This is a genomic window from Pseudoxanthomonas sp. (assembly GCF_027498035.1).
Taxonomy (GTDB): Bacteria; Pseudomonadota; Gammaproteobacteria; order Xanthomonadales; family Xanthomonadaceae; genus Pseudoxanthomonas_A.
On record NZ_CP114978.1, the window covers coordinates 4,220,160 to 4,244,776 of the forward strand.

The following is a 24,617-nucleotide window of genomic DNA, read 5'->3' on the forward strand; positions in this document are numbered from 1 at the left end:
ATGGACCAACGACACCATGAAATTCTCTGAAAACTGGCTGCGCAGTCACGTCCCCACCAGTGCTTCGCGCGATGAGCTGTCGGCGACGCTGACCGCGATCGGCCTGGAAGTCGAAGATGTCACCGTGCTGGGCGAAGGCCTGGACAAGGTGATCGTGGCGCGCATCGTCGAATGCGCCAAGCATCCGGAGGCTGACCGACTGCAGGTCTGCCAGGTTGATGCCGGCAACGGCGAGCGCCTGCAGATCGTGTGCGGCGCGCCCAACGCGCGCCCAGGCCTGGTTGCGCCGCTGGCGATGGTCGGTGCCAACGTCGGCGGCATTGCGATCAAGGCGGCCAAGCTGCGTGGCGTGGAGTCCAACGGCATGTTGTGTTCGGCCAAGGAGCTGGGCGTGGATGCCGATGCATCCGGCCTGTTGGAGCTGCCCGATGACGCGCCGGTCGGCACGCCCATCGCCGATTATCTGGGCCTGCCCGACGCCAGCATCGAGATCAAGCTCACGCCCAACCGTGCCGATTGCTTCAGCGTGCGCGGTATCGCGTTCGATGTGGCGGCGGCCTGCGGTAGCGAAGTGGTGCCGTTCGACGTCACGCCGATTCCTGCGCAGCATGACCGCACCCTGGAAGTGAAGCTCGACGCTGGCGCCGATGCGCCGCGCTACTGCGGTCGGATCATCGAAGGTGTGGACGCGACCGCCAAGACGCCGGTCTGGCTGGCCGAGCGCCTGCGCCGCAGCGGTGTGCGGCCGGTGTCGCTGCTGGTGGACATCACCCAGTACGTGATGCTGGAACTGGGCCAGCCGATGCATGCGTTCGATCGCGACCTGTTGAAAGGCCCGGTCGGCGTACGCAAGGGTCGCGCCGGCGAATCCGTGCAGTTGCTCGATGGTCGCGCCGCTGCCTTGGATGAGGGCTTCCTGGTCATCACCGATGGCGATCGTCCGGTCGCGCTGGCCGGCATCATGGGCGGGCAGGACACCAAGGTGACCGATGCCACCCGCAACATCTTCTTGGAGTCGGCGTTCTTCGCACCGTCGGCGATCATCGGTCGTGGACGTCGACTGGGCCTGCACACCGATGCCTCGCACCGCTATGAGCGCGGCGTCGATCCGGCGCTGGCGTCGCAGGCGATCGAAGTCGCCACGCGCCTGGTGATCGAGCTGGCCGGGGGTAGCCCTGGTCCCGTGGTCGAGGCCGCTTTGGCCGAGCACCTGTCCACGCCTGCGCCGATCAACCTGCGCCGTGCCCGTGTATCGCGCGTGCTGGGCCTGGACATCGCCGATGCCGACATCGAGCGGATCCTGCGCGCGCTGGGCATGGAGGTGTCGGCCGCGGCCGAAGGCTGGTTGGTCACCGCGCCGAGCCGCCGTTTCGATATCGCCATCGAAGAAGACCTGATCGAAGAGTTGGCCCGCATCCACGGCTACGACCGCATTCCGGCGACGCTCCCCGGTGGTGCCACGCGCATCGCCGCAGGGACCGAGACCCTTGTCGACGCGGGCACCGTGCGTCGCCAGCTAGCCGCGCGCGAGCTGCTGGAAACGGTCAATTTCGCCTTCGTCGATGCCCAGTTGCTGGAGCGCTGGGGTCTGACCGAGGGCGCGGTGCCGCTGGCCAATCCACTGAGCAGCGAGCTGGGCGTCATGCGCACTGGCCTGCTGCCTGGGCTGGTGGCCACCTTGCAGCGCAATGCCGCGCGTCAGGCGGGTCGCATTCGCCTGTTCGAGTTGGGCAATGTTTTCGCCGCGCCCGCAGGGCAGGGCGAGGCACCAGTGGAAACGCTGCGCGTGTCTGCTGCGGTCAGTGGTGATGCATCCGTCGAGCAATGGGGCCTGCCAGCGCGTCCGGTCGATTTCCACGACCTGAAGGGCGACCTGCAGAGCCTGGCGGCCGCCTCGGGCGCACAACTGGAATTCCGCCCATCGACGCGTGGCTACGGCCATCCCGGGCGTTCGGCCGACGTGTTTCGTGATGGCCAGTGCATTGGCTGGATCGGCCAGCTGCACCCGCGCCTGCAAAAGGCGCTGGACCTGGATGTGCCGGTGATCGGCTTCGAGGTTGATCTGCCGGCATTGGTCGAGCGCGCACTGCCCAGGGCCGGTGAGCTGTCGCGCTTCCCCTCGATGCGCCGTGACCTGGCTTTCACCCTGGCCGAGTCGGTGCCGTTTGCCGCGATCGAACAGACCATCCGCGCGGCCGCAGGGCCGCTCCTGCGGCAGGTGCTGTTGTTCGACCGCTATGTCGGCGCGGGGGTCGAAACGGGTCAAAAGAGCCTGGCTATGGGCTTGATTTTGCAGGACAACACGCGCACATTGAATGATCGCGATGTGGACACTGTTGTCGCCGGAACGGTCGACGCGCTGGCGCGCGAACACGGCGCCCGCATTCGCGGTTGAGGCATAGGGAAGAAGCTCGATGGCATTGACCAAAGCGGAAATGGCCGAACGTCTGTTCGACGAGGTCGGTCTGAACAAGCGCGAAGCCAAGGAATTCGTCGACGCGTATTTCGACGTGCTTCGCGATGCCCTGGAACAGGGGCGCCAGGTCAAGCTGTCCGGTTTCGGTAATTTCGACCTGCGGCGCAAGAACCAGCGCCCGGGCCGCAACCCCAAGACCGGCGAGGAGATCCCGATCTCCGCCCGCACGGTCGTCACCTTCCGGCCCGGCCAGAAGTTGAAGGAGCGCGTCGAGGCTTACGCCGGAGGCAACCCGAATGCTTGACCCAGGCAGTAATCGCGAACTTCCGCCGATCCCGGCCAAGCGCTACTTCACCATTGGCGAGGTCAGCGAGCTGTGCGATGTGAAGCCGCACGTGCTGCGCTATTGGGAAACCGAGTTCCCCAGCCTGGAGCCGGTCAAGCGCCGCGGCAACCGTCGTTATTACCAGCGCCACGACGTACTGATGGTCCGCCAGATCCGCGGCCTGCTCTATGAGCAGGGCTACACCATTGGTGGTGCGCGCCTGCGCCTGGAGGGTGAAGGCGCCAAGCAGGAGTCGACCCTGAGCAACCAGATCGTCCGCCAGGTCCGCGTGGAACTGGAAGAGGTACTGCAGCTGTTGCGGCGCTGATTTCGAGCGCTATTTTCAGTAGGCACCAACGAGTGAAGTCACAAGGCTGCCAGCCGAGCGACGAATCCGGTATGATGCGCGGCCCGCTGCACAGCGGGATTCTTTGCGAAGTCGGGGCGTAGCGCAGCCTGGTAGCGCATCTGCCTGGGGGGCAGAGGGTCGTCGGTTCAAATCCGGCCGTCCCGACCAATCGCACACATTTCCAACGAACAACGCCCGGCTTGCCGGGCGTTGTTCGTTGTGTTGCATGAAAACGATCCAGGCGTCCGGCTTGCAGACTGTCCAGCGCACATGAATGCCTTTTGAACTTGCTGACCGAGACGTAACCATGCGTCGGAAACAAGAAGTGGCTACAGGTCACATATTGATGTCCTGATCAACGCGCACCCGGCGTTATCAAGGTGGTGCAAAGCAGCATGGCCCATAGCTTTCAGCCGGAGAACGGTTTCAGTTCACAAGGCTGTCCAAGCGGTTCATGTGTGACGAGCATCGCTTTTACTGGTTTGCGGCACGATGTGCAGGGTGTCGCATCGCTATGCCATAGTCCGTCGCCAGCCGTATTCACATTCGGCGGGCGGACTTGAAGTGTTCCGCCGGCGTTTCTGCAAGACCTCAATGCTTGACCGTCGATCTGTGCTTTCACAAGGCAGGCCGGCACCCGCGGGCTTCCCCCAACCCAAAGGTAGAACTCTATCTCCATGGCTCGACACCATCATTCCCTCCGAAGTTCCGTCCTGTTACTGGCGCTAGCGTGCTTGGTACTGGTGACCGGCTGCAGTTCCACACGCAACATGGCGGCATCGCTTCCTGCGCCCGACCCGTTGGGCGAGGTCAAGGAGACGCCCGAGTACCGGATCGGTGCAGGCGACCTGATCCAGATCCAGGTCTTCCAGATCGAGGATCTTGAGCGCCAGGTGCGCGTCGACAACGAGGGCATGATCTCCCTGCCGCTGATTGGCAATCTCAAGGCAGCCGGGCTCACCCGCACCGAGCTTGAGAACGAAATCACCCGCGGCTACGGCAGCAAGTTCCTGCAGGACCCGCAGGTCTCGGTGCTGATCCAGGAATTCACCAGCCAGCGCATCACGGTGTCCGGCGCGGTCTCCAAGCCCGGCAACTATCCGCTGGAAGGCGCAACGCAGCTCACGCTGCAGCAGGCATTGGCCGAGGCGCAGGGCGTCAGCGATCTGGCCAGCCGCAGGAACGTGGTGGTCTTCCGCAACATCGGCGGCCAGAAAATGATCGCCCGCTTTGACTTGACCGATATTGAAACGGGCTCAGCGCCCGATCCCGACATCTACGGAGGCGACATCGTTGTGGTTTATCGCTCTGACGCGCGCCTGCTCCTGAAAACGGTGTTGGAGCTGACTCCCTTCGTCATGGTCTTCAGGGCTTACCGATGAGTACGGTCGATCACCGCCCAGGGCACATGCACGCGAAGCTGCCGGATGTCACCCTGCTCGAATACTGGAGCGCCATTGTTTCAAGGCGCTGGATGATCGCAGGCGTGACGGTCCTGGTCGTTATCATCGTGCTGGTTGGCACGCTGCTGATGACGCCGCAGTTCCAGGCCACCACCACGTTGCAGATCAATCGCGACGCGATGAACGTGGTCAACATCGAAAACCTGATGCCGACCGAGTCGCCGATGGATCGCGACTTCTACGAAACCCAGTATGAGCTGCTGCGCAGTCGCACCTTGGCGCAGGAAGTCATCCGCAGCACGCACCTGGCCGAACATCCTGCCTACAAGGAACTGGCGGAAAAAGTGGCCAGCCAGGCTGCTGAAGGTGCGGAGGGCGACAAGGCCACCGTGCGCAAGCGGCAGCAGGATGCAGTGGAGCGTGCGCTGACGGCCGATGTCCTGGATGGCCTGGAGATCGAGCCGGTGCGTAATTCGCGTCTGGCCAAGGTGCATTTCAGTTCACCTGATCCGGGCTTGTCGGCGCGCGTGGCCAACGCCTATGCCAGTACGTTCATCTCGGACAACCTGAAGCGCCAGCTCGATGCATCGACGTTTGCGGTGAAGTATCTGTCCGAACGCCTGGAGCAGCTGCGCGGCAAGGTTGAAGAATCCGAGCGTGCGCTGGTGGATTACTCCGGCGACCAGCAGATCGTGTCCGTGGGCGACAACGCGCCTTCGCTGCCCGCGCAGAACCTGACCGAACTCAATGGCCTGCTGGCCTCTGCGCAGAATGCCAAGATCCAGGCGGAAGCTGCATGGAATGAAGCACGGGTCGGAACGGGGCTCAACCTGCCGCAGGTGGTGTCCAATCCCATGATCCAGAGCCTGCGTGAAGCCCAGGCGGAGATGCAGAACGAGTACAACCAGAAGCTGGCGACCTACAAGCCTGACTATCCGGAAATGATGCGATTGAAGAGTCGGATCGATGCGAGCAATCGCCAGATTCAGCAGGAAATCGGCGTCATCCGCGCGTCATTGAAGTCGCAATACGATACGGCTGCGCAACAGGAACTGCTGACCGAGCAGCGCATCACAGGTTTGAAGCACGACCAGTTGGATCTCGAAGAGCGAAGCATTCGTTACAACATGCTCAAGCGCGACGTGGACACGAACCGCCAGCTGTACGACGCGTTGCTCCAGCGCTTCAAGGAAATTGGTGTGGCCGGTAATGTGGGCGCCAACAACGTGTCGGTGATCGATACGGCTGAAGTACCCGGTTCGCCTTATTCGCCACGCCTCCCCATCAATCTGGCGTTGGGTGCGGTCTTCGGCTTCTTCATCGGGCTGGTGCTGGCACTGATGCTGCATCTGATCGGATCGGTACGGCGCTCGCATCGGGCGTGATGGGCGGATTCCCGCCTGCTCAAGGGACTGGGCCTGGAATGGCGAACGTGCGCTGCTGCACAGATCAGTAGTTTTTTTCGTGAGATTGTTGCGTCGCAACAGGGGCCTTGTTCTGCAGTGGTTCGGGCAGGGAATGGTTGGATGCACGACAGTCTTTGATGTCACAACGGTGCCGCGCTCGACCATGGGGCCAATGCTGAGGAGAGCATTGCAGCGGTCGAGTGACGGACGATTTCCAGGCCCGTCCTGGCAAGGCGATCCCCCGCGTCTTGCGTAGCCGGGTTTGAATCGGAGAATGCCATGCTCCTGGCTGATCTAAGTGGCGGTGCGTCAACCACCTCATCGCCGCGATTGCTTTCAAAATATTCCGCAGCAGCCGATGTGGTGCTGCGCGTGTCCGATATTGCGGTCGTCATCGCTGCGGCGATGGTGGCGTACTGGCTTCGGTTTGATACCTGGTTACCGGCGTCCGGTTATCGCGGCGTCATTGGTACGACATTGCTGTACGCGGTGATCTGCTTTACGGCGTTCCCGCTCTATCGCAGCTGGCGCGGGCGTGGCCTATTGCGCGAATGCATCGTGCTGGGGATGGCGTGGAGCGGCGTATTCGCGTTGTTCGCCGTGCATGCACTCATCGTCCAGACGGGGCAGTTCGTGTCGCGCGCCTGGCTGGGTACCTGGTACCTGGGCGGATTCGCGGCACTGGTGGTGTCGCGTACGTTTCTGCGCAACGCGCTGAACATGCTGCGCAGCACCGGACTGGACGTCCAGCGCGTGGTGGTGATCGGCCTGCGTACGCCGGTCTTCAAGCTGCAGAAATATCTGTCCCGCAACAGCTGGGTCGGGCTGCAGATGGTCGGCTATTTCCAGAGCCGCTACGACATGGTGCCCAGTGCTGCATCCAGCCAGCTTCCGTGCCTAGGTATTTCCGCGCCGGAGGAACTGGAGCGCTACCTGCAGGAAAACGTGATCGAGCAGGTGTGGATTTCCATGCCACTGGGTGATCGCGATCGGATCAAGGCGCTACTGCAGGTGCTGGACCGCTTCCCGATCACCGTCAAGCTGGTTCCCGACCTGTTCGATTTCGGCATGCTCAACCAGCAGGGTGAGCAGATTGGCAATGTGCCGGTCATCAATCTGCGACAGGGCGGCGTGGATCGCGACAACTACTTCGTCGTTGCCAAGGCCTTGCAGGACAAGATCGTGGCGATTGCGGCGCTGCTGGTGTTGTGGCCACTCCTGCTGGTCATCGCGGCCGGCGTGAAGTTGGGTTCGCCGGGGCCGGTGTTCTTCAGGCAGAAGCGTCATGGCCTGGGTGGACGTGAGTTCTACATGCTCAAGTTCCGTTCGATGTACGTGCATCAGGAAGGGCGTGCCGATGTGAAACAGGCCACGCGTGGCGATGCACGCATCACGCGGTTCGGTGGTTTCCTGAGGCGCACGAGCATGGATGAGCTGCCCCAGATCTTCAACGTGCTGGGCGGCAGCATGTCCATCGTCGGGCCGCGTCCGCACGCTGCGCAACACAACAGCCATTACGAAAAGCTGATCAATCACTACATGCAGCGCCACTACGTCAAGCCAGGCATCACCGGTTGGGCGCAGGTCAACGGGTTTCGCGGTGAGACGCCGGAGCTGCGGACGATGAAGAAGCGCGTGCAGTACGACCTGGACTACATCCGTCGCTGGTCGCTGTGGCTGGACTGCAAGATCATCGTGCTGACCGCATTCCGCGTGCTCGGCCAGAAGACAGCGTACTGACGCATGGCTGCTGTTCCACATGACGTGCATGGACCCGGTGTCGAGGCACGGGCCGACCATCGCCTGCGGGATCTCCTGATCGAACTGCTGCTGCTGTTCTCCGTGGGCTACAACTTCCTGTTGGCCATCGTCAACGCGCAGCTGTTCACGGTGACGCCGGCGATGACCTACGCGGCGGAACTGCTGATCTATGCAGGCTGTTTTGGTATCGGCATCTGGACGCTCCAGCGCGAGAAGATCGCAGCGGTGCTGGTCGGCATCGGCCTGATCGCGGTGGTGATGCTGTTCCGCTACGTGCTGGAGTGGCGCGTGGATGCGAAATTCATCCGCGATGCCATCATCCCGTTCGCCTTCCTGGTCCTGGGGGCGGCGTATGGCGGCTCGCTGCCGCGGCTGTTCCTGCGGATGAGCGTCATCGTGGCACTGGTGGCTGCCGTAGAACTGACCCTGCCGGACGTGTACGGCAATGTGGTCAATCCCAAGAGCTACTACGTCAATACCCGTGGCGTGGACGAGGGCGGCTTCTGGAACCAGGACAGCAACCTGTTCGTCAGTGCCACGCGCCCCGGTGAGCGCAACTTCCTCGCCGGCAGCAACCTGCCGCGTGCTTCGTCGATCTTCGTCGAGCCCGTCACCACCGGCAATTACCTGATCTTCTTCTGCGCGATCCTGCTGACGTTCTGGCGCTCGTTCAGTCCGAAGAAGATTGCCTTCTCCATAGGACTGTTGCTCTTCCTGATCGTGGCATCGGATGGGCGACTCGCGGCGGGCACCAGTGTGCTGATGCTGATGGGCGCGCCCTTCCTGCGGCGGCTTGACCAACGCCTGTCGTTCCTGATCATGCCGCTGGTGATCGTGGCTGCCGCTGCGCTGATCTGGGTCACGCGGGTGGATGCCTATGAAGATACGACGCTGGGGCGCGTCTTCCTGACCATCAATGCGCTGCGGAACATGACGGCGGAAGCGTGGCTGGGCCTGGATTTTGATGCGCCGTACAGATATTTCGACAGTGGCATTGCCTACTTCATTGCCTCGCAGTCGATCATGGTTGTCGGCGCATTTCTGTTGGCGTTCTCCTTTGGCCTGGAAATGCCGACCGAGGATGGCCAGGCCTTCAAGAATTTCTTCATGCTGGCCTTTGCGACGGGCCTGCTGGTATCCAACAGCCTGTTCTCGGTGAAGTCCGCGGCGTTGTGGTGGTTCGTCCTGGGCGCGATGTGGCAGTTGCCTAAAGGCTTCTGGCTGTCGCAGCCTGGCGTGGGCGGTCATCCTGCCGGGCAGCTTGCTGAGGCGCGTGACAGGCCACTGGCCGGTACGTCTTGATCGCGACTGCAAGCCTTGGCCGCGCGACGCCTGAGGGTGAGCGCCGGGGCAACGTCGATACTCCGAACTTGGCTGTCGTTTCATCGGTGCCGCCGTCGCTTGCATGCTGGGCTGGCGAATCGAGTGGATTGCGGATGCCTTTCGGCGTGCCCAGCGATGGGCCTTTGAAGGCCGGCCCGTGTTGCTTCCTGGATGTTTCTCGTCGCAAGGTGTTTGTATGAAAGTGGTGCATGTCGTGCGCCAGTTCCACCCTTCCGTGGGTGGCATGGAGGAAGTCGTGCTCAACGTGGCGCGTCATCACCAGGCTGCCGGGATCGATGAGGTGGAAGTGGTGACGGTCGACCGGGTGTTTTCGCAACCGGAACTGCGGCTGGAACCTTCAGCGCGGCATGGGAGCCTGCCGGTCCGGCGCCTGCCCTGGCGTGGCTCGTCGCGCTATCCACTGACTTCTGGCGTGTTGCAGGCCATTGCCAGTGCGGATGTGGTGCATGTGCATGGCATCGATTTTTTCTACGACTACCTGGCCGCGACTGCAGCAGTGCATCGCAAGCCGATGATCGTATCCACCCATGGCGGGTTTTTTCATACGGCCTATGCCTCGCGGCTGAAACGCCTGTGGTTCAACACGCTGACCCGTGCTTCGGCGCTGGCTTACAAGCGCGTGGTGGCGACCAGCGAAAATGATGGCGACCTGTTTTCTAAGGTGGTTTCGAAGCAGCGATTGCGGGTGATCGAGAACGGCGTGGACGTCACAAAGTTCGCCGGCCGTGGCAGCCAGGCCAACGGCCGGACCTTGATCTATTTCGGTCGCTGGTCGGTCAACAAGGGCTTGCTGGAAACGCTTGATCTTTTCGCCGGGTTGCGTCAGCGCAATGTCGAATGGAAGCTGGTGATTGCAGGTCGCGAGTACGACCTCACTCGTGAGGATCTTGCCCGGGAGATTGCCACGCGCGATCTCGAAGACCACGTCGAGATTGTCGTATCTCCATCCGAGTCCGAGCTCGCGGCGCTGCTTGGCAAGGCCCAGTATTTCGTCTGCCTGTCCCGGCATGAGGGCTTCGGGATCGCGCCGGTCGAAGCGATGAGTGCGGGGTTGCTCCCGGTTCTCAGCAATATTCCACCGTTTGCGCGTCTGCACCGTGAGTCTGGCCTTGGCGTGATCGTCGATCCGAAGCATGCCGATGCTGCTGCCGAGGCCGCCGAGCGCCTGGCCGACGTGTCCCAGGCTGACTTTTCGGCGCGACGCGACCAGGCCATGGCCTATGTGGAGCGCTACGACTGGAAACACGTGGTGGGCCGCTATGTCGCTGAGTACCAGGCCGCGCTTGGCAAGGACCACGCATGAAGTCCACTACCGGCAAGGCGCATGCGGCGGGGTTGGGCGCGCGCCCAGTGCTGACGGTGCTGGAGCAGGTCAATCGTCCCACGCCCACGACCAATCCCTATCTGGTCCAGTTGTTCAGGGCGCTAGAACCGATGGTCCACATCCGTTACTGGTCGTTGCGCACGGCGCTGCTGGCCCGCTACGACGTGGTCCATCTGCATTGGCCCGAATACATGATGCGGCATCCTTCAGGCATCGGACGTGCATTGCGCAGATGCGCGGTCGCGGCGCTGCTATTGCGGTGGACCGTGCTGCGTACGCCCGTCGTCAGGACGTTGCACAATCTCCAGCCACACGAAGGTGGCGGGCGCGTCGAGCATCTGCTCCTGAAGTGGATGGACCGGCTGGTCACGCGCTGGATCAGGATCAATGCGACCACCGATCTGCGTGCACCGGGGACTGATACCGCGCTGCACGGCCACTATCGCGACTGGTACGCCGCAATCGACAAGCCCGATATGGTTGAAGGTCGCCTGCTGCACTTCGGTTTGATCCGTCCTTACAAGGGTGTCGAGGTGCTGTTCGATGCGATGGCCGGGGTGCGGGAGCCAGGCTGCACGCTGCGGATCGTCGGCAGTCCGGCCAATGCGGCGATGCGCACACTGGTCGAACAGGCCTGTGGCGGGGACGCGCGGATCAGTGCGCTGTTGCAGTACGTGGATGACCCGACCTTGGCGCATGAGATATCAGAAGCGGAGTTGGTGGTGCTGCCGTATCGCGAAATGCACAACTCCGGAACGCTGTTGTTGAGCCTCTCACTATCGCGCCCGGCGCTGGTGCCACAGACCCCCAACAACGCCGCGGTTGCAGCAGAGGTGGGCGATGGCTGGGTGTACATGTACGAAGGCGAGCTGACGGCCGACGTGATACAAGCCGCGCTGCAGCGTGTCCGTACGATGCCCGATCGGCGCGAACCCGACCTGTCGCGACGCGACTGGGCACGTGCCGGCGAACAGCATTACCGCAGCTATGCCGCCGCGATCATGCAACGACGCGGGCATCGGCATGCGTCTGCTTCTGCGCAACGCTCGGCGTCCCTAACGGGACGGAGCCAGTGAGGGCATGTCGGTGACCACCTCACCCGCCAACCCACCGGGTTCAACATCAGGTCTTGGTTCACGTGCCGCGGCCGGCGCCGCCAAGACCATGGCCGGGCAGGGTGCCCGCATGGTCGTCCAGTTCGGCGGCATCATCCTGCTGGCACGCCTGCTGAGTCCGGAGGATTACGGCCTGATGGCCATGGTCACCGCGCTGGTGGGCATCTGCGAAATCCTGCGCGACTTCGGCCTGTCCTCTGCCGCAATCCAGGCCAAGTCGCTCTCGCGCGAACAGCGCGACAACCTGTTCTGGCTCAACAGTGGCATCGGGCTGGTCCTGGGCTTGATCGTCTTCGCCGGTGCGGGGTTGATTGCCGATTTCTATCATGAGCCGCGCCTGGTGGCAGTGGCGCAGGTGATGTCGGTGACCTTCCTGTTGAGTGGCATGAACACGCAGTACCGTGCGCACCTGAGTCGCGAACTGCAGTTCGGTCGATTGGCGATGAGTGATGTCGGCGGGCAAAGCCTGGGATTGATTGCCGGCGTGTGCGCGGCGCTGGCTGGACTGGGTTACTGGGCCCTGGTGATCCAGCAGGTGGTCGGGTCCGTGGTCGGATTGGTGGTATCGGCGATTGGATCGCGTTGGCTGCCGGGTCGGCCGCATCGCGGCGTGCCGATGCGTAGTTTCCTGACCTTCGGCACCAATCTGATGGCCGCGCAGGTGCTGGGCTACGTCAGCCAGAATATCGGCCAGGTTGTCATCGGATATCGCACCGGCGCCGAAGCACTGGGCCTCTACAACCGCGCATTCCAGTTGCTGATGATGCCGCTGAACCAGATCAATGCGCCGGCGACGACCGTGGCGCTTCCGGTGTTGTCCAAGTTGCAGGATGAGCCGGAGCGCTATGCGGCCTTCCTGCTGCGTGGCCAGACGGTCATGGTGCACATCGTGGTGGCGATCTTCGCGTTTGCCTGCGCACAGGCTTCGCCATTGATCGTGCTGTTCCTGGGTGAGCAGTGGCGTGCGGCCGTGGTGATCTTCCAGGTGCTGACCGTCGGTGGCATTTTCCAGGTGGTTGCCTATGCGGCCTATTGGGTGTTCCTGTCGATGGGACTGGCACGTGCGCAGCTGATGTACTCGGTTGTCGCACGCGTGTTGATCATCGCCTGCATCTTCGTTGGTGCCCATTGGGGCGCGCTGGGTGTGGCGGTGGGCTATAGCATCGGGCTTGCCTTGATCTGGCCGCTGTCCACCATCTGGGTGTCGCGCGTCGGCAATGCGCCTGGGATGGCGATGTTCAACAACGGGCTGCGCGCCATCATCGGATACGGGATCTGTGCGCTTGTTTCATGGCTGGCCGCCCGGCAGTGGGGTCATACGCCGGTCATGGAGCTGGTCGTCGGCGTGCCGGCAATTTTCACTGCATTTGGCTTGATCTGCTTGGTCTGGCCTGCGTTCCGTCGCGATGTGTGGACGATTCTCCACAGCAAGCAACTGTTGAGGCGTCGTGCGTAAAGGGCGTGTCCATCCGACCCATGACGCGGATTCCGGACCGAATTTGAACCTGCATGCATATCGGTGCGCGCGGTCACGCTCTTGGGGCGGAGAAACACTCACTCTTGAGGCGCGGCGTGAGGCCTTCCGGGCACCGCCGTTGCCGCTGACGTGTCGCACGAAGCGACCCACTTCTCGGTTGTACCGCGTGTTGTCGAGCGGGTCAGCTAGTTCCGTCATGGCGGTGGCAGCATTGAGTGCTTGGTCTCGCCATGTCCATCCCCCGACTCGACCCTGACGAGGACATCCCCATGTCGGTTTCTGAATCCCCCGCAGTCGCCGAACCATTGCTTCGACCTGTTCCACCCATGCAGGACCCCGCGACGCGCAGCGCACAGCGCTACCTGGTCCTGTCCGCGCATGACTACCGCACGCCGCGCCGCGCCAATATCCATTTCATCACCGATGAGCTGGCCAAGCGGGGTACGACGCGCTTCTTCTCGCTGCGCTACAGCCGGCTTTCGCGGCTCAAGCACGACATGCGCCTGCCACTGGACGAAACGGCCAACACCATCGTCAAGCACAAGGGTGTCGAGTGCTATCTGTGGCGCACGCTGGTCCATCCGTTCAATACCCGTCGCCGCTGGTTGCGTCCGGTCGAGAATGCGATGTTCCGCATGTATTCGCAGAATCCACCGGCGATCCTCGAACAGTGGATTCGCGAATCAGATGTGATCGTGCTGGAAAGCGGCACGGCCGTGGCCTTCATTCGCCTGGCCAAGCGCCTGAATCCGAAGGCACGACTGGTCTACCGCGCTTCCGATGGATTGAGCACGATCGAGGTCGCGGAGTTCATCGCACGCGAGTTCGATGAGGTCTGTGGCACGTTGGATGCCATCGCGCTGGTGTCGCCGGTCATGGCCGACGAAATCAATAGCCAGCACAACGTCTATCACGTGGGGCATGGCGTGGATCCCGGGCTTGATGAGATGGGCGATCCGTCGCCCTATCCGGCCGAAGGCATCCACGCGGTGTCGGTCGGCTCGATGTTGTTCGATCCGGAATTCATCGCGCAGGCCAGTCATGCATTCCCGGAGGTGACCTTCCACGTGATTGGTTCCGGACGTGGTGGCATGCCTGGCTACGGCTCCAACGTGGTGGTCTACGGCGAGATGAAGCATGCCGAGGTGGTGCGCTACATCAAGCATGCGCGTTTCGGCATCGCACCGTATTCGTCCGAACAGGTGCCTGCGTATCTGGCCGACAGCTCGATGAAACTGCTGCAGTACGATTTCTTCGGATTGCCGGCGGTTTGCCCCTATGCGGTCGTCGGGACCTATGCCTCGCGCTTCGGCTATACGCCGGGCGATGCCGATTCGATCCGTGGTGCGATCCAGCAGGCGCTGGAGGCCCCGCACATCCGGTATCGCGAATGCCTGGATTGGCCGCAGACGACCGATCGCCTGTTGGAGCCGGAGCGTTATCCGGAAACCCACCTGGAACAGTAGTGGCGCCACCGGCTGCGGCGGTGCCGTTCTTATTCTTTTTTCACCGATTGCCTTGGGGGAGGCAGCAAAAACAGGAGTGTGTTGTATGGCGTTGATCGAAGGCCTTGTGGAGCGCCAGGAGCGAAAATCGCTTTTCTGGTGGAAGCCAAAGGATGGGTCCGTCAACGTAGGCGATCACCTGTCCAAGGTGCTGGTGTCGGCGATCCTGTCGCTGCGTGATACCAACCTGTTGCGCAAGCGCCGGGGAACGCCGCGACTGCTCTGCATCGGTTCGGTCATGCATTTCGCCGAGGGCGACGAGGTGATCTGGGGGACGGGCATCAATGGCAAGATTCCCGAGAGCACACATCGATTCACCTCGCTCGATGTCCGGGCCGTGCGCGGTCCGAAGACGCGAACCTTCCTACAGAACCGGGGCATCGTCGTGCCGGAGGTCTATGGAGATCCCGCACTGTTGATGCCGCGCCTGTTCGACGCGGCGCTGTTGCAGGGAGGCAATGCCAGGAAGCCGTTCGTCGTGGTGCCGCATTTCAACGAGTCCCTCGACAAGTACAAGGGGTACGAAGAGGTGCTGGTTTCTCCCAGGATCGAGCCGGCGGCGTTCGTGCGGCAGTTGCTCGAGGCCGAATACGTCGTCAGCAGTTCGCTGCATGGCGTGATCCTGGCCGAAGCCTATGGGATTCCCGCGGTCTATCTGGACTGGGGCAATGGAGAGGACCGTTTCAAGTACGACGATTACTATGCGGGCACGGGACGCATGCAGTGGCGCTCTGGAAATTCCGTGGAGGAATGCCTGGATATTGGTGGCAATGGTCGCTTCGACCTGGCATCCATCCAGGATGGGCTGATGGGCACTTTCCCTTACGATCTCTGGTAATGCCGATGTCGCTGGTTTCAGCCGAAGAGGCGGGCGTTGCCTCGCAGGATGAGGTGCTCTGGCTGGGGGGATACCCGATCCTCAGGACGCGCCTGGCGCCGTTTGTCGCGACTCTGCTGGCGTGCCTGGAGCCGGGCGGGGGGCGCCGACGCGTCTTCTTCGCCAATACGAATTTCGTGGTCGAATGCCGCGGACTGCGGGAGCCGCTGCAGGACCCATCGGTCACCATCGTCAACGATGGCATTGGCCTGGATCTGGCGGCGATGATGATCCATCGCCAGCGATTCTTCGAAAACCTCAACGGGACTGACCTGATCCCGAGCCTGTGCAGGCATAGTTCGCGTCCGCTGCGTTTCTTCCTGTTGGGCGGCAAGCCGGGGATTGGCGATGCGGCAGCGGCGACGTTGCGGGATTCGCTGGGGCAGGAGGTGGTGGGCGTCTGCGATGGTTACGGGCAGATGCGCGCTGAGGCTGGCCGGCTGGTGGAGACGATCAATGCCGCACGTCCCGATGTGCTGCTGGTGGCCCTGGGCAATCCGATCCAGGAGCGCTGGCTCCTGGAGCACAGCGATCAGCTGGAAGCGCCGCTGGCCTTCGGCGTCGGCGCGTTGCTGGACTTCCTGTCGGGTAACGCGCGGCGCGCGCCGGGTTGGGTGCAGCGCATCCACATGGAGTGGGCGTTCCGCCTGATGTTGGAACCGCGCCGGCTGCTGAAGCGTTATTCGGTGGATCTTTTCACGTTCTTCGGTGTCTGCATCCGGGCGCGGCATATCACTGGCGCTTGAATCGATCGGGCGTGGCAGCGATGCTGGCGCATGCCTGATACGAAGACTGTTTCCGCTGATGCGCTGATCCAGCGCCTGCAGTTGGCGCCGCACCCGGAAGGGGGACACTTCCGTCGCATCCATGAAGCCGCATTGCAGGTGCAGTGTGGGAATCGCGTGCGTGCGGCTTCGACTGCGATCGACTTCCTGCTGAAGGAAGGGCAGTGCAGCCAGTGGCATCGCGTGGATGCCGATGAGCTCTGGTTCTGGCGCGCCGGCGACGCGTTGTGCCTGCAGGTCTTCGATCCGCAGGCAGATGCGGTGCAGTCGTTCTCGCTTGGCGACACGCTGGCCGTGCAGGACGCGGGGGGCGTCGATATGGTCGCCTTCCATGCGGTGCCGGCCGGTTGCTGGCAGCGAGCGTGGACGGCGGCGCCCTGGAGCCTGGTCAACTGCGTGGTCACGCCCGGATTCGAGTGGGAAGGTTTCGCCCTGATCGAAACCGTGCCGGAGATTGCCGCGCGGTTGCGCGCGCTGGATGCGCTTTAACCGGACATGTGTGCGGTCGGCCTGGCGGCCACCGATGGCGGGGAATCGCCGCTACATTGGCGTCCTCTTCCACTAGCGTAGGACGCAGTGATGTCATCGAGATGGATCTGGATGCGGTGTGCGATGGCAGGCATGATCGCGATGGCCCTCCTGCCAGCGTTGGCTGGCGCGCAGGAGCAGGTCGCGCCGCAGCCTTCAACAACACAGGTCGAGCCAGCGATCACCGACCTGGCACCGATGATGGTTTCCGGCATACAGCCAGGGCCCGGTTTGTGGAAGGTGAGCCGCGATGGCCACGTGCTGTGGGTATTGGGCACGCTTGCACCCCTGCCGAAGAAGATGGAATGGCGCTCGCAGGATGTGGAACAGGCCATCGCCCAGTCGCAGGAACTGCTGCTGCCGCCAACGCTGTCGCTCGACACCGGGCGCGGCATGTTCCGCAGCCTGTTCCTGATCCCGGCGTTGCTGAAGGCGCGCAAGAACCCGGATGGCAAGACCTTGCAGGACGTGGTGCCGGCCGATCAGTACGCCCGCTGGAGCGTGCTGAAGGCGCGTTACATCGGCAGTGACAAGGGCATCGAGCAGTGGCGGCCGATCTTCGCTGCGACCGAGCTCTACATGGCGGCGATGAAGCGCTCCGGCCTGACGATGGGCAACCCGGTGCGCGGGCAGGTGGAGAAGCTCGCCAAACGCGGCAACCTGACGATCACCGATGCCACCAGTACGGCGCGCCTGGATGATCCGAAGGCGGCCATCAAGGAGTTCCAGCGCACCGGCCTGGAAGACCAGACCTGCTTCGTGCGCACGCTGGAGGTGATCGATCGCGAGATCGATACCATGCGCGACCAGGCCAATGCCTGGGCGGTGGGCGACGTGGATGCGCTGCGGAACAGTCCGCAGACCAGCCAGTACGCGGCCTGCCAGACGGCGATCAGTGAGAGTGCGATCGCGCGCAAGTTCGGGGTTGGCAACCTGCGCCAGCAGTCGCTGCAGCTGTGGCTGCAGAAGGCCGAGACGGCGCTGTCCAGGAATGCCAGCACCGTGGGCCTGCTGCCGATCGGTCTGGTGCTGGGGCGCGACAACCTGATGGATCAGCTGAAGGCGCGCGGTTACACCGTCGAGGCGCCGGGCGAATACTGACAGGCCAATGCGCAGGCAGGCCGCGATCGAAGCGGCCTGCAGGAGAAACTCAACCGGCTGCCGTCAATGGAGCCGAACCAGTCGCCAGCTGCGGCCAGCGTGCCAGCACTGCCTTGCGGATACCGGCGGCATCCAGGCCGGCTTCGGCCAGCAGCTGTTCGCGGCTGGCGTGGTGCTGGAAGGCATCGGGCAGGCCCAGGTGCAGGATCGGCAGGGTGATGGCTTCGGCGTTGAGCAGTTCGGCCACGCCAGCACCCGCACCGCCGGCGACCACGTTGTCTTCCAGCGTCACCAGGCCGATGTGGCTGCGTGCCAGTTCCAGCACCAGCTCTCGGTCCAGCGGTTTGACGAAACGCATGTTGACCACGGTCAGGCCGAGTTCGCGCGCGACCTGCTCGGCGGCCGGCAAGGTCGCGCCGAACGCCAGCAATGCGACCTGCTGGCCGCGCTGGCGCAGCTGCGCCTTGCCGATCGGCAGCGTCTCCAGTGATGTGTCGATCGCCACGCCAGGGCCGGTGCCACGCGGATAACGTACCGCCGCCGGACCCGCGTGGCGGAAGCCGGTGGACAGCATCTGCCGGCATTCGTTCTCGTCGGCCGGCGCCATCACCACCATGTTCGGTACGCAGCGCAGGAAGCTCAGGTCCAGGTTGCCCGCATGGGTTGCGCCATCGGGCCCGACCACGCCGCCGCGATCGATCGCGAACAGCACGTCCAGGTCCTGGATCGCCACGTCATGGACCAACTGGTCGTAGGCGCGTTGCAGGAAGGTCGAATAGATCGCCACGACCGGCTTGGCGCCGTCGCAGGCCATGCCCGCGGCCAGCGTCACTGCGTGCTGTTCGGCAATGGCCACGTCGAAGTAGCGCTTCGGGAATTCCCTGGAAAAACGCACCAAGCCCGAGCCTTCGCGCATCGCCGGGGTGATGCCCAGCAGCAGCGGATCGGCGGCGGCCATGTCGCACAGCCAGTCGCTGAAGACATCGGTGTAGGTCGGCTTCTTGATCGCGGGCACGACCTTGGCCGGCAGGCCCTTGCTGGGATCGAACGGCCCGACCGCGTGGTAGCCGATCTGGTCGCCTTCGGCCCGCTCGTAGCCCTTGCCCTTGGTGGTGATCACATGCAGCAGCTGCGGGCCCTTGAGGCCCTTGATCGTCTTCAGTGCGCCGACCAGGGCCGGCACGTCGTGGCCGTCGATCGGTCCGGTGTAGTGGAAGCCCATCTGCTCGAACAGCGTGGACGGCACGAACATGCCCTTCCAGTGTTCTTCCCAGCGGCGCATGAAGCGCGCCGGCGGCTTGTGCTTGTCACCCAGCAGCTTCTTGCCGCCCTCGCGCAATGCATTGAGCGTGCGTGATGAACTCATGCGGCCCAGCAGTTGGGTCAGTGCGCCGACGTTTTCGGAAATCGACATCTGGTTGTCGTTGAGCACGACCAGGATGTCGGGCTCGGACTCCATGCCGCCGGCGTGGTTGAGCGCTTCGAAGGCCATGCCCGCGGTCATCGCGCCGTCACCGATCACCGCCACCGAGCGGCGGCCGTTGCCCAGTTGTGCATTGGCGATGGCCATGCCCAGCGCGGCCGAAATTGAGGTGGACGAATGGCCGACGCCGAAGGTGTCGTATTCGGACTCCTCGCGCTTGGGGAACGGCGCCACGCCATCGGCCTGCTTGACCGTGTGGATCTGGTCGCGGCGGCCGGTGAGGATCTTGTGCGGATAGGTCTGGTGGCCCACGTCCCAGACCAGGCGGTCGTTGGGCGTGTCGTAGAGGTAGTGCAGGGCGACGGTGAGTTCGATCACGCCCAGGCCGGCAGCGAAATGCCCACCGCTGCGGCCGACCGATTCGATCAGGTAGGCGCGCAGCTCATCGGCGATGGGCGTCAGCTCGACCTCGTCGAAGCGGCGCAGGTCGGCCGGTGTTTCAATCCTTGAAAGACGAGGGTAGCGGGTGGAGTCGATCATCGTGGCTGTCGGCAATGCAGCTGCGTATTTTCCTCCCCGGAAGAGGGAGGGGCAAGCAAGGAGGTTCAGTCTGGGATCACCCGGGGTCGGGGTGGCGTGAAACCCGCCGTGAGATCCATGCCACGTGCCCCTGTGGAGCCGAGCTTGTGGCAATCCACGCTTTAGAGCAGCGGAGCAAGCTCCGCTCCACGCGTGGTAGTCGAAAGGGGCTTACGCCGACAGGCGTGAACGCTTGGGCAGATGGGTCTTCAGGAACGCCATCTGGTCGGCCAGGATGTTGCGGTTGGACAGGATCAGGTGCTCGATCCAGCTGGGCCGGTACGGTACGGCGAGCAGCGGCATGCTGGCCTGCTGCGGGGTGCGGTTGGATTTGCGTGAGTTGCAGTGGAAACAGGCCGAAACCACGTTCTCCCAGATGTCGCGGCCGCCCTTGGACACCGGCAGCACGTGGTCGCGGGTCAGCAGCTGGCGCGAGAACTGCTGGCCGCAGTACAGGCACAGGTGGTCATCGCGGGCGAACAGCGCCTGGTTGGTCAGCGATGGCGTCGGGGAAAGGCCCGCAGCGCGTGCATGGCCGCGTGAGGCGACGATGGGGTGCAGGTCGATGAAGCTCTGCTGGCCGGTCATGCGGTTGGTGCCGCCGCGCACGGTCAGGCAGGGATCGCCCAATGTCCAGGCCACGGCATCGCGCGCGTACAGGCAGGTTGCGTCTTGCCAGTTGATCCAGTCCAGCACGCGGCCATGGGCATCGAGCGACAGCACGCGGACGCTGGCAGGGCGGATCAGTGGGGAAAGCGGGGAGAGGATCGAGGCGGACGAGTGCACATCATCCGGCGTCACACTGCCGAGCAGTGCTGGGGTTCCGGAGTCATCCGTATGAAGCTGAGCGGTGTCTGCTTCCATCGGGGAAACAGGTTATACCTGATGAATGACGAATTGTGTACTTCGTTCCTACGGGAATGGCCGTCGCGGGCGTCGAAGCGCTCGGCATCCATCACATCGTACGAGTGACCCATGGGGGCGAAGCGGCATGGACTGTTCCTACGGGCTACCCATCGCCAGTGAGGTAGCCCGGGTAAGGCCACAGGCCTCACCCGGGGCATGACGTTGTGGAGTCACCCCCGAATGCGCTTCGCTTATCCGGGCTACGGGAACGCCCAGCGCAGGCATCAGGCGTCGAAGCGCTCGGCGTTCATCGCCATCAGTGGCTCGGCGCCGGACTGGATCGCGGCCGCGTGACTCAGGGTGCGCGGCAGGATGCGGGCGAAATAGAAACGCGCGGTTTCCAGCTTGGCCTGCTTGAACGCGGCATCCTGGTTTGACCCCTGCGCGGCCACGACGCTGCGCGCCCACCAGTAGGCCAGCACCACATAGCCGGAATAGAACAGGTAGTCGGTGCTGGCCGCGCCCAGTTCTTCCGGGTTGCTGGCGGCACGCTGCAACACGGCCTTGGTCAGCGTGCCCCATTCGGTGGCTTTTTCGCGCAATGGTGCGATGAACTCGGCCGCCGCGGCATCGTCGGCGTGTTCGCTGGCGAACTGCTCGATCAGGCCCAGGAACAGCTTCAGGCCGGCCGCGCCGCTGGCCGCAGTCTTGCGGCCGATCAGGTCCAGCGACTGGATGCCGGTGGTGCCTTCATAGAGCGTGGTGATGCGGGCGTCGCGCGCCAGTTGTTCCATGCCGTGTTCGTGGATGTAGCCGTGGCCACCAAAGCATTGCAGCGCGTTGTAGGTGTTCTCGATGCTCCATTCGGTCTGGCAGGCCTTGGAGATCGGGGTGAGGAAGCTCACCAGGGTTTCGGCCTGTTCGCGCTCGGCGGCATCCGGCGCGTGATGGGCGACGTCGACCAGGGTGCCGGCATGCAGGGCGAGCAGGCGCGCGCCTTCGGTCAGCGATTTGATCGACAGCAGCATGCGCCGCACGTCCGGGTGGACGATGATCGGATCGGCCGGCTTGTCGGGGAACTTGGCGCCGGACAGGGAACGGGTCTGCAGGCGTTCGCGTGAGTAGGCGAGTGCGTTCTGATAGGCGCGGTCGGACAGGCCGATGCCCTGCAGGCCAACACCCAGGCGCGCGGTGTTCATCATCGTAAACATCGCCTGGAGGCCCTTGTGCGGCTGGCCGACCAGATAGCCTTCGGCTTCATCGAAGTTCATCACGCAGGTGACCGAACCCTTGATGCCCATCTTGTGTTCGATCGAACCGCAGCGCACGGCATTGCGCTCGCCGACGCTGCCGTCGCGCGCGACCTTGAACTTGGGTACCACGAACAGCGAGATGCCCTTGGCGCCAGCTGGTGCATCCGGCAGCTTGGCCAGGACCAGATGGACGATGTTGTCGACCAGGTCGTGCTCGCCGGCGGTGATGAAGATCTTGGTACCGCTGATGGCGTAGGTGTCCTCGCCGGTCGGCTGGGCGCGGGTGCGCAGCAGGCCCAGGTCGGTGCCGCAATGCGGCTCGGTCAGGCACATGGTGCCGGTCCAGCGGCCTTCCACCAGCGGCTTGAGGAAGACCTCCTGCTGCCATGGCTGGCCGTGGTGCTTGAGTGCCTCGATGGCGCCATGCGAGAGCAGCGGGAAATTGCCCCATGCCAGGTTGGCGGCATTGATCATTTCGCCCAGCGGCACGCCAACGGCATGCGGCAGGCCCTGGCCGCCGAATTCCACCGGCGCGGTCAGGCCGGTCCAGCCGCCTTCCGCGAACTGCGCGTAGGCCTGCTTGAACCCCGGCGGCGTGGTGACGTCGGCTGTCGCCGTGTCCAGGCTGCAGCCGACCTCGTCACCGACGCTGTTCAGCGGTGCCAGGACCGTGCCGGTGAAGCGGCCGGCTTCTTCCAGCACCGCGTCGATCAGGTCCGGAGTGGCCTCGGCGAAGCCCAGCCTGGCGAACAGCGGTTCGACATCCAGCACGTCATACAGGGCGAAGCGGAAGTCTTTCAGCGGGGCTTGGTAGCGGCTCATGCGGGCACTCTCGGGACGGTGCGGGCCGCCTCCCGGCCCGTCGAGCGCGAAAGCATACTACGGCGTATGGACAATGCGATGACGGGCCGTGGGCCATCGCGCGGCGTGGTTGACGTCGTTTTCAGCGACTGCCGGTTTGCCGCGCCGCGTGCAGGTTCAGCGCAGCACGCCGGGCAGGCCGGGGGCGGGGCTGAGCGTGCTGTGCATGTCGATGTCGAAGCTGCGTGGCTTTTCGTCCAGCGGCGTCACCGCGATCTTGCCCTTCAGCGTATAGGTCAGCATGCCGTTGCCGGCCAGGGCGTTGGCCACGGCCATGCGCGCTTCCGGGGTGGGTGCCAGGTCAATCGTCACCACATCGGCGTAGCTGGGCCCGATCGAGAACGCCGGCCTGCTGCCGAGCGTGCCCGCGGGCAGGCCTTCGACCGTGACCTGCAGGTCCACGGTGTCGTAGACCATCGCCATGGTGCTGTAGTTCTGCAGGCGCAGTTCCACCTTCCAGCGGCCGTCGTTGCCAACGCTCACCTGCTGCAGGCTGGCGGCTGGCGCGGAGACGCGCTTGATGTTGCCGCGGTTGCAGGCGACCAGCAGGGTGCACGACAGGAGCAACAGCAGCAGGCGACGCGTCATGCGCAGGATTCCCGGTGAAAGCGATGAGCGGGCGAGGATACAACGCGCCCGCTGAGGATCAGCGCACCGTTCCAGTCACCACCAGGCCGGACAGGTCGTAGCCCATCTGGCTGGCGCGCAGCTTCAGGCCTTCGAACAAGGCGCGATCCATGGACGGCTCGCGCGCCAGGATCCAGAAATAGTCGCGTCCAGGTTCGCCGATCACCGCCCAGGTGTAGTCCGGGTCCAGGTCGATCACCCAGTAGTCCGCCCACACCATGGGCAGCCAGGACAGCCACTTGGGCGCGAAACGCACCTCCAGCTGCCCGGGGTGGCCCTTGACCAGGCGCGCCTCGCCGTCGGCGACGATCTGTTCGCCTTTCGCATCGATGCAGGCATTGCGCACGCCCAGCCTGGTGTCCTGGCGCAGGGTGTAATGGGCGGTGATATCGCGGACGCAGTCTTTCTGGAAGTCGTTGGGCAGGTGGGCGATCTCATGCCACTGGCCGGCGTAACGGGAGACATCGAGTGTCGGCACCGAGGTCACCGGCTGCGCCGCGAGTACGGGGAGACTCAGGCTGGCCAGCGCCAGCAGGCAGAGTGAGTGGGCGACAGGACGCATGGCATGGTCCGCTGGACGTGGGGGGAACAGCTTAGAGGACGCCCCAGGCATGTGGGCGATAGCGCGCTGGATCCCCCGTGGAGCGGAGCCTGTATCAATCCCGTCTGGGGGACTTGGCCGCGGCCTTCCCGTGATCCGGCCGGGAAGTCGTGGGCATTTCAGCGATAACGGGGCGTGCCGTCCGGTTCGAAGTGGGTGATCGAGTCCAGCAGGCGGCGCATGCGTTCTTCCATGTCCGCTTTGGACAGGGACGGCCCGGTTGCAGGGATCGTGCGCAGCAATGCGCCAGTGGGCCCGTAAACCATCAGGACCCCGCGCATGCACTTGTTTGGCGTGTCGACGAGATAGGACGTGGCTACCTCGAAATCCCCGATCCTGCGTTCCAACTGGTACCCGCTGCCGCTACCGAAAGAAGACATCAGTATGCCTCGGAGAAAAGACATTGCGTGGCAGCTGGCGTGTCGGTAATGAGCGCCTCGTTTCGGCTCATCCAGAGTCGCCGACCAGGCGGGTCGCGTCGAACCGCGCACAGCAAAAAGGCCTGCATTGCTGCAAGCCTTCTTCGCGTAACGCCTTCAACTGTGCCACCAAAGTGGTGGCCGGGGAGGGAATCGAACCCCCGACACAGGGATTTTCAATCCCTTGCTCTACCGACTGAGCTACCCGGCCGTTGCTGCACTTGCGGCCGAGCCGAAGCGAGGGCGGCATGATACGGACGAAGTTGGATTCCGGCAAGCCACCTGTGTGCTG

The 24,617-nt window shown here is 63.7% G+C and carries 21 protein-coding genes and 2 tRNA genes; 16 read left to right on the top strand and 7 right to left on the bottom strand.

The window, feature by feature from the left end; translation table 11 throughout:
• Positions 1 to 16 precede the first annotated feature (16 nt).
• The 16 genes from pheT (at position 17) to O8I58_RS18935 (ending at position 17,716) form a co-directional block, all read left to right on the top strand.
• A complete protein-coding gene (gene pheT, locus O8I58_RS18860) occupies positions 17 to 2,395 on the top strand; it encodes a phenylalanine--tRNA ligase subunit beta (protein ID WP_298319480.1) in 2,379 nt (792 codons plus the stop codon).
• A gap of 19 nt (positions 2,396 to 2,414) precedes the next feature.
• Positions 2,415 to 2,720 (top strand): integration host factor subunit alpha, encoded by a 306-nt coding sequence (locus tag O8I58_RS18865; protein ID WP_093136318.1) that lies wholly within the window; start codon positions 2,415 to 2,417, stop codon positions 2,718 to 2,720.
• Positions 2,713 to 3,069, top strand: a complete 357-nt coding sequence (locus O8I58_RS18870; protein ID WP_298319483.1) for a MerR family transcriptional regulator — start codon at positions 2,713 to 2,715, stop codon at positions 3,067 to 3,069. Before O8I58_RS18865 ends, O8I58_RS18870 begins: the two co-directional genes overlap by 8 nt.
• Before the next feature lie 112 nt (positions 3,070 to 3,181).
• Positions 3,182 to 3,258, top strand: a tRNA-Pro gene (locus O8I58_RS18875).
• A 509-nt stretch (positions 3,259 to 3,767) separates the two neighbouring features.
• Positions 3,768 to 4,472, top strand: coding sequence for a polysaccharide biosynthesis/export family protein (locus O8I58_RS18880; RefSeq protein ID WP_298319485.1), 705 nt, complete (start codon positions 3,768 to 3,770; stop codon positions 4,470 to 4,472).
• Positions 4,469 to 5,878, top strand: a complete 1,410-nt coding sequence (locus O8I58_RS18885; protein ID WP_298319487.1) for a GumC family protein — start codon at positions 4,469 to 4,471, stop codon at positions 5,876 to 5,878. The genes O8I58_RS18880 and O8I58_RS18885 overlap by 4 nt, the downstream gene beginning before the upstream one ends.
• 300 nt (positions 5,879 to 6,178) lie before the next feature.
• Entirely contained in the window at positions 6,179 to 7,639 is a 1,461-nt protein-coding gene (locus tag O8I58_RS18890; RefSeq protein WP_298319489.1) for an undecaprenyl-phosphate glucose phosphotransferase, read from the top strand.
• Between the two features lie 3 nt (positions 7,640 to 7,642).
• Entirely contained in the window at positions 7,643 to 8,962 is a 1,320-nt protein-coding gene (locus O8I58_RS18895) for a polysaccharide biosynthesis protein GumE (RefSeq protein WP_298319491.1), read from the top strand.
• A gap of 217 nt (positions 8,963 to 9,179) precedes the next feature.
• The gene (locus tag O8I58_RS18900) at positions 9,180 to 10,307 is read left to right on the top strand and encodes a glycosyltransferase family 4 protein (RefSeq protein WP_298323202.1); all 1,128 of its coding nucleotides are present in this window, start codon (positions 9,180 to 9,182) and stop codon (positions 10,305 to 10,307) included.
• Positions 10,304 to 11,404, top strand: a complete 1,101-nt coding sequence (locus O8I58_RS18905; protein ID WP_298319493.1) for a glycosyltransferase — start codon at positions 10,304 to 10,306, stop codon at positions 11,402 to 11,404. The genes O8I58_RS18900 and O8I58_RS18905 overlap by 4 nt, the downstream gene beginning before the upstream one ends.
• Before the next feature lie 4 nt (positions 11,405 to 11,408).
• Positions 11,409 to 12,899, top strand: a complete 1,491-nt coding sequence (locus O8I58_RS18910; RefSeq protein WP_298319495.1) for a lipopolysaccharide biosynthesis protein — start codon at positions 11,409 to 11,411, stop codon at positions 12,897 to 12,899.
• A gap of 290 nt (positions 12,900 to 13,189) precedes the next feature.
• Positions 13,190 to 14,386, top strand: a complete 1,197-nt coding sequence (locus tag O8I58_RS18915) for a GumK N-terminal domain-containing glycosyltransferase (protein WP_298319498.1) — start codon at positions 13,190 to 13,192, stop codon at positions 14,384 to 14,386.
• Between the two features lie 85 nt (positions 14,387 to 14,471).
• The gene (locus O8I58_RS18920) at positions 14,472 to 15,263 is read left to right on the top strand and encodes a polysaccharide pyruvyl transferase family protein (protein ID WP_298319500.1); all 792 of its coding nucleotides are present in this window, start codon (positions 14,472 to 14,474) and stop codon (positions 15,261 to 15,263) included.
• A gap of 5 nt (positions 15,264 to 15,268) precedes the next feature.
• Positions 15,269 to 16,048, top strand: coding sequence for a WecB/TagA/CpsF family glycosyltransferase (locus O8I58_RS18925; RefSeq protein ID WP_298319502.1), 780 nt, complete (start codon positions 15,269 to 15,271; stop codon positions 16,046 to 16,048).
• 30 nt (positions 16,049 to 16,078) lie between these two features.
• Complete coding sequence (locus tag O8I58_RS18930) at positions 16,079 to 16,576, top strand: cupin domain-containing protein (RefSeq protein WP_298319504.1); 498 nt, start codon at positions 16,079 to 16,081, stop codon at positions 16,574 to 16,576.
• Positions 16,577 to 16,699: 123 nt separating this feature from the next.
• Complete coding sequence (locus O8I58_RS18935) at positions 16,700 to 17,716, top strand: TraB/GumN family protein (protein ID WP_298319506.1); 1,017 nt, start codon at positions 16,700 to 16,702, stop codon at positions 17,714 to 17,716.
• A gap of 49 nt (positions 17,717 to 17,765) precedes the next feature.
• On the opposite strand, the gene dxs is transcribed toward O8I58_RS18935, so the two are convergent.
• The 7 genes from dxs to O8I58_RS18970 all read right to left on the bottom strand — a co-directional run bounded on the left by dxs (position 17,766) and on the right by O8I58_RS18970 (position 24,536).
• A complete protein-coding gene (gene dxs, locus O8I58_RS18940; RefSeq protein ID WP_298319509.1) occupies positions 17,766 to 19,679 on the bottom strand; it encodes a 1-deoxy-D-xylulose-5-phosphate synthase in 1,914 nt (637 codons plus the stop codon).
• Between the two features lie 210 nt (positions 19,680 to 19,889).
• The gene (locus O8I58_RS18945; RefSeq protein ID WP_345781317.1) at positions 19,890 to 20,504 is read right to left on the bottom strand and encodes an HNH endonuclease; all 615 of its coding nucleotides are present in this window, start codon (positions 20,502 to 20,504) and stop codon (positions 19,890 to 19,892) included.
• Positions 20,505 to 20,848: 344 nt separating this feature from the next.
• Positions 20,849 to 22,639: an acyl-CoA dehydrogenase C-terminal domain-containing protein gene (locus O8I58_RS18950; protein WP_298319514.1), complete on the bottom strand. Its 1,791-nt coding sequence runs from the start codon at positions 22,637 to 22,639 to the stop codon at positions 20,849 to 20,851.
• Positions 22,640 to 22,795: 156 nt separating this feature from the next.
• Positions 22,796 to 23,266: an LEA/WHy family protein gene (locus O8I58_RS18955; RefSeq protein ID WP_298319516.1), complete on the bottom strand. Its 471-nt coding sequence runs from the start codon at positions 23,264 to 23,266 to the stop codon at positions 22,796 to 22,798.
• Between the two features lie 58 nt (positions 23,267 to 23,324).
• A complete protein-coding gene (locus O8I58_RS18960) occupies positions 23,325 to 23,867 on the bottom strand; it encodes a lipocalin family protein (RefSeq protein WP_298319518.1) in 543 nt (180 codons plus the stop codon).
• Positions 23,868 to 24,025: 158 nt separating this feature from the next.
• A complete protein-coding gene (locus O8I58_RS18965; protein ID WP_298319520.1) occupies positions 24,026 to 24,286 on the bottom strand; it encodes a hypothetical protein in 261 nt (86 codons plus the stop codon).
• Positions 24,287 to 24,460: 174 nt separating this feature from the next.
• Positions 24,461 to 24,536: transfer RNA gene (locus tag O8I58_RS18970), tRNA-Phe, on the bottom strand.
• Between the last annotated feature and the right edge of the window lie 81 nt (positions 24,537 to 24,617).